The following is a 13,297-nucleotide window of genomic DNA, read 5'->3' as shown; positions in this document are numbered from 1 at the left end:
AGGCGGTAGCGGGGGGTGCCGTCGTCGCGGTTGCCCAAGGCGGGGAGCGGGACGGTGGTCACGGTGAATCCGGCTGCCGTCAGGTCGTCGCGCACCGCGTTCAGCGGCATGGTGCGGTAGTACATGACGAACGGGGGACGCCACACGGCGTTGCGGACCCGCATGGCCACGTCGAATCCGAGTAGTGCCCAGTACTGGGCCGACGCGATGGGCGGTGGGGCGCCGATCGGGAAGGCGAGGACGCCGCCGGGACGGAGCGCGCGGTGCACGCCGGCGAAGAGCGCGGGTCGTTCGGCGGGCAGCACGTGGCCGAGGGCTCCGAAGGTGACCGCGAGGTCGAAGGTCTCGGGGAAACGCAGATCCCGGACGTCGGCCCGCACCCACTCGGCGTCCGGATGCGCTTCGCGTGCCTGCGCGAGCATGCCCGCGCTGAAGTCGACACCCGTGATGCGTCCCTGGCACAGGGGCCTGAGGGTCCGCATGCCCGCGCCGGTGCCGCAGCACACGTCCAGCCCTTGGTCGAACGGCCCGAACGGGCGCAGGGCGTCGGTGGTCGCGTCGAGAATGGCTTCGGGGGTGCGGAACGGCGTCTCGTCGAACTTCGGAGCGAGCAGGTCATAGCCGCGCTCGACCGAGGACAGCGCTTGGATCGCCAGCTCACGCAGCGAGGGGCCTTGAGGCGAGAACACCCGCCAAGCGTACTTCTCTCAGCCTCCTATGCCGGTGACAGTGATCATGAGGGGGAGGCCCAGGATGATGAGGACCGCGCCGAAGACGTCGAAGGCGAAGCCGGAGCGGATCATCGTCGTGATGGGGACGACGCCCGAGCCGTAGGCGATCGCGTTCTGCGGGGTCGAGACCGGGAGCATGAACCCGAACGAGGCCGCGAACGTGGCGGCGAGGGCCGGGACGAACGGGTCGACCTGGGCGGCGACGGCGATCGGGATGATGATCGGCACCACCACCGCGGCCGAGGCGGTGTTGCTGGTGGTCTCGGAGATCACGATGGCCAGCACGGCGGCGAACGCGGTGATGAAGAACAGGCTGGACAGGCCGAGGGCGTCGTAGGCCGAGTCGCCGATGGTCTTGGCGAGGCCGGTGTCCTCCAGCAGGGAGCCGAAGATGATGCCCGTCCCGAACAGCAGGATCGTGCCCCAGTCGATGCGGGCCGCGTCGCTCCAGTTGAGGGTGGTCTCGCGGCGTCCCCAGTTGGTGGGCAGCAGGAACAGCAGGGAGGCGCCGAGGACCGCGACGACGCCCTCGTCCAGCCGGTCGCTGATCGTCTCGTAGAACGAGGAGTCGGTGCCGGCCGCCAGCGCCACCACGCCGGGGAAGATCCACAGGGCGACGGTGATCCCGAAGGCGATCAGGGTGGTCTTCTCCGCCCGGCCCATCGGGCCGAGGCTCGCGCGCTCGCGCTGGACGTACTCCTGGACGCCCTCGATCCGGCGGATCTCCGGCCGGTTGAGCAGCAGCAGGACGGCGGCGAGCACGACGAACATCACCGCGCACAGCGGCAGGGCGGTGAGCATCCACTGGGCGAAGGAGATCCGCTCGCCGGTGGCCTCCTCGATCAGTCCGCGCCCGATCAGGTTCGGCGGGCTGCCGACCGGGGTCAGCAGGCCGCCGACGCTGGCGCCGTAGGCGAGCATCAGGATCAGGGCCGCGCCGACGCGCAGCCGGGCGGGATCGAAGTCTTCGGCTACCATGCCGCGGTCCTGCAGCATCTTGGCGATGACCGTGAGCAGGCCGAGCGCGGTCGGCAGCAGCATCGCGACGGTCGCGGTGTTGGACACGAACGCCGACAGCACGCAGGTGATCCCGCCGAACGCGACGATCAGCCGGAAGGTCGACTGCCCGACCCCTGGCAGCGACAGGATGAAGTACGCGAACCGCCGCGCGACGCCGTGCTTGAGCATCGCCTGGGCGAGGATGAACGCGCCGATGAAGGTGAAGATCGTGGTGGAGCCGAACGGTTCCAGCGCGTCGTCCGCGGGGACGACGCCGAACACCACGATCGCGCCCACCCCGATGAGGCCGCCGACCGGGATCGGCACCGGCTCGGTGACCCACATGACGATCACGCCGAGCAGGATCCCCGCGAGGGTCTGCTGGGACGGCGCCATGTCCAGCGGCAGGAGCAGGAAGACGGCGGTGACCAGAGGGGCCAGCCAGAGCCCCGTGGTGCGGCGGCCCTTCTCGAAGCGTTCCTCGGCGGGCGAGAGCCGCTGCTCTCCGAGGCTGCGGTAGGTGGCCTGCACCATGAGGGCCTTGGCCACGTCCGTTCGTCCGGACCCGGTGCCGGCGGTCGCACCCGGTTTCGGCTCGGTCTCGTCGGATTCCATGGGAGCACTCCTCGGAGCCTGAACCCCGCCTTCAACGGCGGCGTCCTGCGGTCGTTTCGGGGCCCCCGCGTCCCAGAGCACATTCAAGGTCCGCGCGGTGAACGAATCCAAGACGCGTCGGCTACCGGATTGAGAGGCTGCGCCTATAGGACAAGGCTCTGGAGCGAGATCCCCAGGTCAGATCCCCGGCGATAGGAGTTTCGCGTGGACGTCCGGCAGCTGGAGTACTTTCTCGCGGTTGTGGATAACGGGGGTTTCAACAGGGCCGCCGGTGCGCTGTTCATGGCGCAGCCGTCCCTCTCGCAGGCGATCCGCACCCTGGAGAAGGACCTGGGGACGTCGCTGTTCCACCGCACCGGACGCCGGGTCGTCCTGACGGAGGCGGGGAAGGCGCTGATCGGGCCCGCCAGGCAGGCCGTCCGCAGCCTGGAGGTGGCACGGGAGAGCGTCAGCGCGGCGCAGGGCCTGCGCACCGGACGCATCGCCATCGCGTCCATGCCGTCCCCCGCGATAGAACCGCTGAGCAGCATGATCCAGGACTTCGCGCAGCGCCACCCCGGGGTGGACGTCGTGCTGCGGGACGCGCCGGTGCCCGGAGCGGTCATCGAAATGGTGCGAAGCGGGATCACGGAACTGGGCCTGCTGTCCGCCTGGGAGCCGCTGACCGCGCCCGACGTCGACCTCCATCCGGTGGGGTGGCAGAAGCTGGTGCTGGTCGCGCCGCCCGGCGGCCCGATCGAGCCGGGACCGCCGCTGCCGCGGGAGCGGCTCGCCGGGCAGCGCCTCATCGCCGGTGAGAACGGCACGTCCATCCGCCGGCTGGTCGAGGAGATCCGCGCGTCCGGCGTCGATGTGTCGATCGCGGTCGAGACCGATCACCGGGTGGCGATCCTGTCGCTCGTCCTCAAGGGCGTGGGCGCCGCGATCCTCGCGGAGGCGTGGCGGCCGCTGGCGCTGCGCGCGGGCGCGGTGGTGCGGGAACTCGACCCGCCCGGGATGCTGCATCTGGCCCTGATCAGCAGGAAGGGCTGGCTGAGCCCGGTGGCCGAGGAGTTCCTCGCGATGGCCCGAACGAAAGGCTCCGCCGCTAGGACGGCAGACGACTGATAGGCCCGGCCTACAAACCGGATCGGGGATGCGTCTTGGACGCGCCCGCACGCCGCTTGCTCCAATCGTCTCCATGACGAGCGCGCATCACCGCATCGCCCTGATTCCCGGCGACGGCATCGGCCGGGAGGTCGTCCCCGAGGCGCGGCGGGTCCTGGACGCCGTGTGCGAGCGGCACGGCATCTCCCTCACCTACACCGAGTTCGACTGGTCCTGCGAGCGGTACCTGAGCGACGGCGCCATGATGCCGGACGACGGCCTCGACCGGCTGCGTGAACACGACGCGATCCTCCTGGGCGCGGTCGGATACCCGGGTGTGCCGGACCACGTCTCCCTCTGGGGCCTGCTCATCCCGATCCGGCGTCACCTCCACCAGTACGTGAACGAGCGCCCCATCCGGGTGTTCGAAGGCGTGCCCAGCCCTCTGCGCGACGCACGCCCCGGCAGCATGGACGGCGGGGTGGACTTCGTCGTCATCCGGGAGAACGTGGAAGGCGAGTACAGCGAGATCGGCGGACGGATCTACCGGGGCTCCCCCCAGGAGACGGCCGTCCAGGAGTCGGTGTTCACCCGCGCAGGGGTCACGCGCATCGTCGACCACGCCTTCGCCCTCGCCGCCCGGCGCGGCGGACGGCTCACCTCGGCGACCAAGTCCAACGGCATCGTGCACACCATGCCGTTCTGGGACGAGCTGGTCGCCGAACGTGCCGCCGCCCACCCCGGCGTGACCTGGGACCAGGAGCACATCGACGCCCTGGCCGCCAAGTTCGTCCTGCGGCCCGAGCGGTTCGACGTGGTCGTCGCGTCCAACCTGTTCGGCGACATCCTCAGCGACCTGGCCGCGGCGGTCGCGGGCAGCATCGGCATCGCGCCCTCGGGCAACATCAACCCCGAGCGCCGGTTCCCGTCCATGTTCGAGCCGGTGCACGGCTCCGCCCCCGACATCGCCGGACGCGGCGTCGCCAACCCGCTCGGGACGATCTGGTCCGCCGCGATGATGCTCGACCACCTGGGCCACCCGGACGCCGCGGCCGACGTCACCGGCGCGATGACGGCCGTCCTGGCCGGGACCGCCGTCCGCACCCCCGACCTGGGCGGCTCCGCGACCACCACCGACTTCACCGACCACCTGATCGAGGCCCTGTGACGGGGCCGGCCGATTCAGGCGAAGGCGTCGATCGCGGCGACGTCCTCCTTGGTGAGTTCGAAGTCCAGGGCGAAGTTCGAGGCGACGCGCTCGCGGCGCGAGGACCTGGGGAGGATCACGATGTCGTGCTCCAGATGCCAGCGGAGGACGACCTGGGCGGGCGTGACCCCGTGCCGCCGGGCGATCTCCGTGAGGGTGGGGCTGCGCAGGTCGGTGTTCTTCAGGCCGCTGTAGCCCTCGACGACGACCCCCCGGCGGCGGTGCTCCTCCAGCAGGTCCGGATCGTGCTGCGCCGGGCTCCACGGGATCTGGTTGACCGCCGGCTGACGGCCGGTGGCCTCGGTCAGCAGGTCGATCTGCGCCGGGCTGTAGTTGCTGACCCCGACGTTGCGGGCCAGTCCCGCGTCCTGGGCGGACAGCAGCTCCTCCCACGTCGAGACGAGCTCGCCCTGGCCGGTCGGCCAGTGGATCAGCCAGAGATCCACGTAGGCGGTGTCGAGGAGGCGCAGGCTCGACTCCAGGGTGCGACGGGCCTGCCGCGCGTCCTGCGGGCGCAGCTTGGTGGTGATGAAGACCTCTTCCCGGTCGACCTCGCTTTCCTTCACCGCTCTGCCGACGTCCGCCTCGTTCCTGTACAACGTCGCCGTGTCGACATGCCGGTAACCGACCTCAAGGGCCGCACGCACCGACTCGTACGCCGTCTCGGGCGACAGCTCCCACGTCCCGAAGCCGATCAGCGGCAGCGCGTCCCCGCCAGGCAGATTCACAGTCTGAGTCATGCAACGCATTCTGCCCCCGACATCACCCCTTGAACGACGCCCGCCCGCCGGGACGTCCGAGCCCTGGCCCGGCCCTCGCGGGCGACGCCGTTCAGCCGGGCGGCCTCACCGTCCCTGGGCCTCCAGTGCGGTGATGTACGCGGCCAGGACGCGCTTCAGTTCGGCAACCAGCGCGTCCCGGTCGGCCCCCGGCTCGGCCTCCGTGACCAGCGGGACCAGTGCCTTGAACACCTGGATCAGGACCCGCGCGCCGCGCGTCCGGTGGTCTTCGGCGAGGCCCGGCGCGCGTGCGGCGAGGATGCCTTCGACGCGTCCGAGCAGCGCGTCCTGGATCGGACGCACCGCGGCGGTCAGCCCGGCGGGCATGTCGGGGCGCGCGAACAGCGCCTTGAAACCGGGGTTGGCGATGTTGAAGGCGAGCAGCGGGTCGACGACGCGGTCGATCAGTTCTGCGAGCGGGACGGCGCCGAGGTCGGCGGCCTCGAACGCCGTCCGGTGCGCGCCGCCCATCTGCGTGCTGAACCGGTCGGCGAGCGCCTCCGCGATCGCCTCCTTGTTCGGGAAGAACTGGTAGAGCGAGCCGGGCGAGATGCCCGCCGCCGCGGCGATCCTGTTCGTGGTCGCGGCCTCGTACCCGGTCTCGGCCAGCACCCCGGCCGCCGCGTCCAGGATCTGCGCGATCCGCCGTTCGCCGCGGGCCTGCCGCCGCACGGGCCGTTCCGCGCCGGCCGACCCGGACTCCCCGTCCCCGCTCATCGCCGTCCTCCCGCCGATCCGTCAGCGACCCGTCGAGTATTGCAAATACGAGCAGTCGCTCGTATTATGCCCACGAAATGCGAGCGAGCACTCGCATACTACTTCGGCTCCTGGGGGACCCGTGTTCACACCGAACGGCCTCGGCCGGTTCGTCACCCGCCGGCCCCGGCTGATCAGCGCGATCGGCCTCGCCGCGCTCGTCCTGGTCGGGATCGTCGGCGCCGGCACGATCGGCGCCCTGTCGCTCAACCGGTTCGAGGCGCCCGGTTCGGAATCGATGCGGGCCGCGGACGCCCTGGCCGGCGGGCACTCCACCGGCAACCCGAACGTCGCGCTCCTGGTGACGGCCCGCGACGGCACCGTCGACGGCCCCGGCGTCGCCGCCGCCGGACGGGCGCTGACCGCGGAGCTCGCCGCCCGCGACGGCGTCGGCGACGCGTGGTCGTACTGGAGCCGCGGCGGTCCCGAGACCCTCCGGAGCGAGGACGCACGGCACGCGCTCGTCCTCGCGTGGGTCCCCGGCGACGCCGACCACGTTCGCGGCGACGTCCTGCCCGGCCTCGCCGCCGACCTGACCCGCACGGACCCGGCCGTCGAGGTCACCGTCGGCGGCGGCGACGAGGTCTTCCGGAACGTCATGGAGCAGGCCCGCGCCGACTTCGTCCGCGCCGAGCTGATCATCCTGCCGGTGACGCTGCTGCTGCTCTGGCTCGTCTACCGGCGCATCGCCGCCGCGCTGGTCACGCTGGCGACCGGACTGTTCGCGGTCCTCGGCTCGCTCGCCCTGCTGCGGATCCCGCTCGCCTTCACCGAGATCTCCACCTTCGCCTCCAACATCGCGCTGGTCATGGGCATCGGCCTCGGCGTCGACTACGGGCTCTTCATGATCTACCGGTTCCGGGAGGAACTCGCCGCCAGGCCCGGCGACGTGCCCGCGGCGGTGGTCGCGACCGTCCGGGGCGCCGGACGGACGGTCCTGTTCAGCGGCGTCACGGTCGCCGCGGCCCTCGCGGTCCTGCTCGTCTTCCCGTTCCCGTTCCTCGCGTCGTTCGCCTACGCGGGCGTCGCCGTCGTCATCGCGGCCGTTGTCGGCGCGACCGTCCTGCTGCCGGCCGCCCTCACCCTCCTCGGCCACCGCGTCGCCCGCCGAACCCCGGTGAACAAGTCCGCCGCCCGGTGGCACGGCTTCGCCGCGGCCGTGATGCGACGCCCGCTCGTCCTCGGCGGCACGGCGCTCGCGCTCGTCCTGATGCTCGGCGCCCCGTTCCTCGGCGTCCGGTTCGGGCTCCCGGACGACCGCGTGCTCAACACCTCGGCGCCCGTCCGGGTGATGTACGACGAGATCCGCGCCTCGTTCCCCGTCGAGGAGGCCGACGCCCTCCAGGTCGTGCTGCCCGCGTCGGCCGACGGCGTCGGCCGGTACGCGGCCGAACTGTCGCGCATCGACGGGATCGTCCGTGTCGACTCCTCCGCCGGGTCCTTCACCGGCGGCCGCGCCGTCACCGCGCCCTCGGGCGCCCGGTTCACCTCCGCCGAGGGGACCCGCCTCGTCGCGGTGCCGTCGTCGCAGCGCCTCGCCGCCGACGCCGTCGGGCTCGTCGAGGACGTCCGCGAACTCCCCGCGCCTGCGCCGGCCCTCGTCGGCGGCTATCCCGCCGAACTCGCCGACTACCGCGACGCCGTCACCGCCCGGCTCCCCCTCGTCGCGGGTCTGATCGTCGCCGTCACCGTCGTCATCCTGTTCCTGATGACGGGCAGCGTCCTCGCCCCGCTCAAGGCGACCGTCCTCAACCTGCTGAGCCTGTCGGTCATGTTCGGCGCTCTCGTCTGGGTCTTCCAGGAGGGCAACCTCTCCGGCCTCCTCGGCTTCACCCCGACCGGCTCCATCGAACCCAGCATCCCGATCCTGATGTTCTGCATCGCCTACGGGCTGTCGATGGACTACGAGGTGTTCCTCCTCTCGCGCATCAAGGAGGAGTACGACCGGACGGGCGACGCCGCGGCCTCGGTACCGCTCGGCATCGCCCGCAGCGGCCCCCTCGTGACCGCCGCCGCCCTCATCCTCGCCACCTCCTTCGCGACCTACGCCACCGGCGACGTCGTCTTCCTGCAGCAGCTCGGCATCGGAATGGCGCTCGCGGTCCTCGTCGACGCCACGCTCATCCGCGGGGTGCTGCTCCCCGCGTTCATGAGCCTCGCGGGCCGCGCCAACTGGTGGGCGCCGCGCCCGCTCCGCCGCCTGCACCGCCGCGCCGGCCTCACCGAGGAACCGTCCCCCCGGCCCCAGGCGGTCGCCGAAAAGGTCCGGACGTGACGCTCAGCCCGCCGCGGGACGGTCGCCCGCGCGGTACTGCGCGGGCGACACTCCCCGGATGCGCTTGAAGGCGACGCTCAAGGCGAAGGCGTTGCCGTAGCCGACCCGGTGGGCGATGGTCTCGATGGTGAGGTCGGACGAGCGGAGCAGGTCGGCGGCGAGTGCCATCCGCCAGTGGGTCAGGTAGGTGATGGGCGGTTCGCCGACCAGTGCGGTGAAGCGGCGCGCGAGCGCGGCCCGGGAGCAGCCCACCTTCGCGGCGAGGGCTTCGACGCTCCAGGGATGGGCGGGGTCGTCGTGCATGAGCCGCAGCGCGGGACCGGCCTGCGGGTCGCCGTGCGCGCGGTACCAGCCGGGTGCCTGCGCGTCCGGACGGGCGAACCAGGCGCTCAACGTGGCGACGAGGGCGATGTCGAGCAGCCGGGCGAGCACGATCTCCTGGGCCGGGCCGTCGCGGCCCACCTCCTGCGCCAGCAGGGTCATCACCGGGTTCTGGGCCTCGGCCGCGGGCACCAGCACGATGGGGGGCAAGGCGTTCAGGAGTCGTTCGGTGACGTCGCTGCCGATCTGGTAGGTGCCGCTGGCGACGATCGCCGAGCCGTCGCGGGTGAGTCCGCTGGTGCGCGGTCCGAGCCGCAGGGCATCGGTGACGTCGGTGCCGTCCATGGTGGTCACGCGATTGTCCCGGCGTACGACGTAGTCAGGGACGGTGGCCGGATCGTCCCCGACGTTATAGGGGTGCGGGCCCTTGATGATGGCCACGTCTCCAGTGCGCATCAGCACAGGTTCGCCGTCGTCCGGCACGACCCAGGCGTGCCCCTGCAATGTGGTGGCCAGGGCCAGGGCGGCACCGTCGGCGATGCGCAACGCCCAAGGCGGGTCCAGGATCGCCTGGCAGAACGCTGCCATCCGTGCGCGAACGCCTTCCAGGAGGTCGCTCAGGGGGTCCACGCACTTATCGTAGACGCGCAGACATGGAATCGCGCTTATCAGATATGTATCGCCTCAGCCGGTGCCGCTTGACTGGAGAACGAAACGTCCACCCGAAGCGAGTACGGGAGAGGCCGATGTACACGATCACAGGAGTCACCGGGCATGTCGGAGCGGTGACCGCCCAGGAGATGCTGGACCGGGGCGCGCCGGTCCGGGCCGTGGTCCGTGATGCGGCCAAGGGCGCGGCCCTTGAGCAGCGGGGAGCGCGGGCCGTGGTCGCCGACTTCGGCGACCGGGCGGCGCTGGCCGAGGCGATGCGCGGCTGCGACGGTGCCCTCCTCATGCTGCCCACCCTCCCGACCGGCGACGACGCCGAGCATCGCCGGCTGGCCGACTCGATCGCCGGCGCGGTCGGCGACAGCGGTGTGCCCCATGCCGTCATGCTGTCCTCGGTCGGCGCCGACCTGGCCGAAGGCACCGGGCCGGTCCGCTGGCTGCACCATCTCGAGAACCGGCTGCGGGAGACCGGCGTGCGGCTGACCGCGCTCCGTTCGCCGCATTTCCAGGAGAAGGTCGAGACGGTGCTCGGCGCGGCCCTGGACGCCGGGATCTATCCCGTGTTCGGCGAGAACGCCGACGTCCCCACTCCGATGATCGCCACGCGCGACGTCGGGAAGGCCGCCGCCGCGGCACTGCTCGCACCCCCTGCGACCAGCGAGGCCGTCGACCTGCTGGCCCCCGAGTACACCGAACGGGAGGTCGCCGGGCGCCTGGCGGCCGTGCTCGGCAAGCCGCTCCAGGTGGTCACCATCCCGCAGGGCGGCTGGATCGACACGATGCTCGACGCCGGTCTCCCCGAGCCGCTCGCGCGCGAACTCGCCGCACTGTACGACGCGGAGCAGCGCGGCCTGTTCCACCCCCGCGGTGACCGGCAGCTCACGTGCACCACCGGGATCGACGAGACGCTGCGCCACGTCGTCGAGGCCACCACCGGCACGCCCGCGCCATGACACCGCCGGCTCCGGGCGCCGGTCCGGATGGCGGTGGCCCGTCCACGATCGTGATGACGGGCGGAACGTCGGGATTCGGTGCGATCACCGCCGAGCGGCTGGCGCGCTCCGGTGACACGCGCCTGATCCTGGGGACTCGCTGGCCGGACACGGCCGGCGAGCCGCTCCCGCTCGACCTCACCTCGCTCGGCTCGGTACGCGCGTTCGCGGCATCGACGCGCGAACGACTCGGCGGCACGCCCATCGACGCGCTCGTGCTCAACGCGGGCGTCATCCTCCCCGACGTCGCCGGACGGACCGTCGACGGCTTCGAGACGACGTTCGCCGTGAACCACCTCGCGCACTACCTGCTGCTGCGACTGCTGTCACCCGCCCTCGCGGACCGCGCCACCGTCGTGCTGACCACCAGCGGCACACACGATCCCGCCACCGGCGCCGGGCTCGCGACCCCCCGCCACGCGCACGCCGAATTGCTGGCATTTCCTGGCCGGGATCCTGACCGGGACCCCCGGCCGCGCACGGCGGGCCAGCACGCCTATACCGCGTCGAAGCTGTGCGCCGTCCTCACCGCACGGTCCCTGGCCGGGCACCCCGACACCGAGCACCGGCGGCTCAGGGTGATCGCCTACGATCCCGGCCAGGTGTTCGGCACAGGACTGACGAAACAGCTGCCGCTGCCCTTGCGGACGGCCTGGTCGCTGCTGGGCACCCCACTGGGAGGCCCTCTCCGCAGACTCAACCCCACACTCAACAGCCGGTCCGCCGCCGGCGAAGCCCTGGCCGACCTCGCCCTCGGCAATTTCAGGACACCCCCGCACGGCGGCTCATACGCCGCTCTGAGACGAGGTCGGCTCACCTGGACCGACCCCTCGGCCCTCGCGCGCAGCGATGAGCTGGCCCACGCCCTCTGGAACGACAGCGCCCGGCTCGTCGGGATCGACTGACCGCCGGGTGGTTCGCCGGTCCTCAGCGCCAGCCGAGCGCGGGCGCCACGTGGGTCAGAATGTCCTCCAGGACGTGCGCGTTGTACTCCACACCGAGCTGGTTGGGGACGGTGAGCAGCAGCGTGTCCGCCGCCTGGACGGCCTCGTCCTCGGCGAGCTGCTTGACCAGCACGTCGGGCTCGGCCGCGTACGAGCGCCCGAAGATCGCCCTGGTGTTCTCGTCGATCATTCCGACATGGTCGCCCGAATCGGTGTTCCGGCCGAAATAGGCGCGGTCCAGATCGCTGGTCAGCGCGAAGATGCTGCGGCTGACCGACACGCGCGGCTCACGGGCGTGCCCGGCGTCCTTCCACGCCTCGCGGTAGGCCTCGATCTGCTTGCGCTGCTGGACGTGCAGCGGCTCGCCGGTCTCGTCGTCCTTGAGCGTGGAGCTCTGCAGGTTCATGCCCAGCTCGGCCGCCCACACGGCGGTGGCGTTGGAACCCGACCCCCACCAGATGCGGTCGCGCAGACCCTCGGAGTGCGGCTCGACGCGCAGCAGGCCGGGCGGGTTGGGGAACATCGGCCGCGGGTGCGGTTCGGCGAAGCCCTTGCCCTGGAGCACCATGAGCAGCACCTCGGTGTGCTTGCGCGCCATGTCGGCGGCGGTGTCGCTCTCGGACGGCTCGTACCCGAAGTACCGCCACCCGTCGATCACCTGCTCCGGCGACCCCCGGCTGATGCCGAGCTGCAGCCGTCCGCCGGCGATCAGGTCGGCGGCCCCGGCGTCCTCGGCGAAGTACATCGGGTTCTCGTAGCGCATGTCGATCACGCCGGTGCCGACCTCGATGCGCGACGTCTTCGCGCCGATCGCGGACAGCAGCGGGAACGGCGACGCCAGTTGCCTGGCGAAATGGTGCACCCGGAAGTAGGCGCCGTCGGCGCCGAGCTCCTCTGCGGCGACGGCGAGATCGACCGATTGCAGCAGCGCGTCCGACGCCGACCGGGTCCGCGAACCCGCGACGTCGCTCCAGTGGCCGAACGAGAGAAAACCGATGGACTTCACACCAGCGTCAACCCCCTGGACGCTCGCGGGATTCCAGAACGCGGAAGCGGCTTCGCTCGGCCCCTGACAGGGCGCGGCGGACTTACCGTGTACGGGTACAGTGCGCCGGGAGGAAGATCCATGACCCCACGGACCGACGCCGACGAGGTGGCCGAGCGGCCCCGTATCCCGCTGAGCCGCCGGCGCGTGCTGCGCGCGGCCGTGCGGCTCGCCGACCGCGACGGTCTCGACTCGCTCACCATGCGCCGGCTGGCGCAGGAGGTCGGGGTCGAGGCGATGTCGCTGTACCACCACGTCGCCAACAAGGACGCGGTCTTCGACGGTGTCGTGGAGGTCGTCCTCGGGGAGATGATGGCGGCGGTGGAGGACGTCGAGGCCCCTTCGCCGGAAGAGGACTGGCAGGCGGCACTGCGTGCGCGGATACTCGCCGCCCGAGAGGTCTTCCTCCGCCACCGCTGGGCCCCGCAGGTACTCGAAAGCCGCACCACGACGAGCCCGGTCGTCATCGCCTACTACGACCATGTCGTCGCCGTGCTCCGGGCGGGCGGGTTCTCCTACGACCTGGCCCACCGCGCGCTGCACGTGCTGGGCAGCCGTGCCCTCGGGTTCGCTCAGGAGCTGTTCCAGCCCGGCGGAGCCCAGTCCGCGGACGCCGAGGCCGCCATGGAGCAGATGGGGGACCGTTTCCCCAACATCGTCGGGATGCTGGCGGAGGCCGCCCACGACGATCCTGACGGCACGCTGGGCTTCTGCGACGACCAGTTCGAGTTCGAGTTCGCGCTCGACCTGATCCTCGAAGGACTGGAACGCCACCGCGCGGCCACCCCGTGATCCCCGCCGGACGCGGCTGAACCCCACGGCCCTGAACTCCTCCATCCACCCCCTTGACGGCCTTACGGCGTACGATTACCTTACGA

At 71.6% G+C, this 13,297-nt stretch carries 12 protein-coding genes; 6 read left to right on the top strand and 6 right to left on the bottom strand.

Features of this window, described 5'->3' with window-relative positions; all coding sequences use genetic code 11:
* On the bottom strand, positions 1–689 hold a 689-nt coding region (locus tag E1281_RS16565; RefSeq protein WP_131879121.1), incomplete at its 3' end, for a class I SAM-dependent methyltransferase.
* Positions 690–707: 18 nt separating this feature from the next.
* Entirely contained in the window at positions 708–2,345 is a 1,638-nt protein-coding gene (locus tag E1281_RS16560) for a DASS family sodium-coupled anion symporter (RefSeq protein WP_131879119.1), read from the bottom strand.
* A 204-nt stretch (positions 2,346–2,549) separates the two neighbouring features.
* Here E1281_RS16560 and E1281_RS16555 point away from each other — a divergent pair, with 204 nt between their 5' ends.
* Together E1281_RS16555 and E1281_RS16550 are read left to right on the top strand one after the other, a co-directional pair.
* The gene (locus E1281_RS16555) at positions 2,550–3,452 is read left to right on the top strand and encodes a LysR family transcriptional regulator (protein ID WP_131879117.1); all 903 of its coding nucleotides are present in this window, start codon (positions 2,550–2,552) and stop codon (positions 3,450–3,452) included.
* A 73-nt stretch (positions 3,453–3,525) separates the two neighbouring features.
* The gene (locus E1281_RS16550; protein WP_131879115.1) at positions 3,526–4,599 is read left to right on the top strand and encodes a tartrate dehydrogenase; all 1,074 of its coding nucleotides are present in this window, start codon (positions 3,526–3,528) and stop codon (positions 4,597–4,599) included.
* A 14-nt stretch (positions 4,600–4,613) separates the two neighbouring features.
* On the opposite strand, the gene E1281_RS16545 is transcribed toward E1281_RS16550, so the two are convergent.
* Together E1281_RS16545 and E1281_RS16540 are read right to left on the bottom strand one after the other, a co-directional pair.
* Positions 4,614–5,378 (bottom strand): aldo/keto reductase, encoded by a 765-nt coding sequence (locus E1281_RS16545; RefSeq protein WP_131879113.1) that lies wholly within the window; start codon positions 5,376–5,378, stop codon positions 4,614–4,616.
* A 105-nt stretch (positions 5,379–5,483) separates the two neighbouring features.
* Positions 5,484–6,134 carry a TetR/AcrR family transcriptional regulator gene (locus E1281_RS16540; RefSeq protein WP_131879111.1) on the bottom strand — a complete coding sequence of 217 codons (651 nt, stop codon included), beginning with the start codon at positions 6,132–6,134 and terminating at the stop codon, positions 5,484–5,486.
* Between the two features lie 121 nt (positions 6,135–6,255).
* Between E1281_RS16540 and E1281_RS16535 the strand changes: the two genes are divergently transcribed.
* Positions 6,256–8,448, top strand: coding sequence for an MMPL family transporter (locus E1281_RS16535; protein ID WP_131879109.1), 2,193 nt, complete (start codon positions 6,256–6,258; stop codon positions 8,446–8,448).
* A gap of 3 nt (positions 8,449–8,451) precedes the next feature.
* On the opposite strand, the gene E1281_RS16530 is transcribed toward E1281_RS16535, so the two are convergent.
* Positions 8,452–9,399, bottom strand: a complete 948-nt coding sequence (locus tag E1281_RS16530) for an AraC family transcriptional regulator (protein ID WP_131879107.1) — start codon at positions 9,397–9,399, stop codon at positions 8,452–8,454.
* A gap of 116 nt (positions 9,400–9,515) precedes the next feature.
* Here E1281_RS16530 and E1281_RS16525 point away from each other — a divergent pair, with 116 nt between their 5' ends.
* Positions 9,516–10,391: an NAD(P)H-binding protein gene (locus E1281_RS16525; RefSeq protein ID WP_131879105.1), complete on the top strand. Its 876-nt coding sequence runs from the start codon at positions 9,516–9,518 to the stop codon at positions 10,389–10,391.
* 53 nt (positions 10,392–10,444) lie between these two features.
* Positions 10,445–11,335 (top strand): SDR family NAD(P)-dependent oxidoreductase, encoded by an 891-nt coding sequence (locus tag E1281_RS16520; RefSeq protein WP_207943307.1) that lies wholly within the window; start codon positions 10,445–10,447, stop codon positions 11,333–11,335.
* A gap of 22 nt (positions 11,336–11,357) precedes the next feature.
* Here E1281_RS16520 and E1281_RS16515 read toward each other — a convergent pair whose 3' ends face one another.
* Entirely contained in the window at positions 11,358–12,380 is a 1,023-nt protein-coding gene (locus E1281_RS16515; protein WP_131879101.1) for an LLM class flavin-dependent oxidoreductase, read from the bottom strand.
* Positions 12,381–12,500: 120 nt separating this feature from the next.
* On the opposite strand from E1281_RS16515, the gene E1281_RS16510 reads away from it, so the two are divergent.
* A complete protein-coding gene (locus E1281_RS16510; protein WP_131879099.1) occupies positions 12,501–13,211 on the top strand; it encodes a TetR/AcrR family transcriptional regulator C-terminal domain-containing protein in 711 nt (236 codons plus the stop codon).
* The last annotated feature ends 86 nt before the right edge of the window (positions 13,212–13,297 follow it).

It is taken from the genome of Actinomadura sp. KC345 (genome assembly GCF_004348515.1).
Classification (GTDB): Bacteria; Actinomycetota; Actinomycetes; order Streptosporangiales; family Streptosporangiaceae; genus Spirillospora.
The sequence above is the reverse complement of the archived record's forward strand: the minus strand, read 5'-3'. Positions and strand labels throughout refer to the sequence as shown.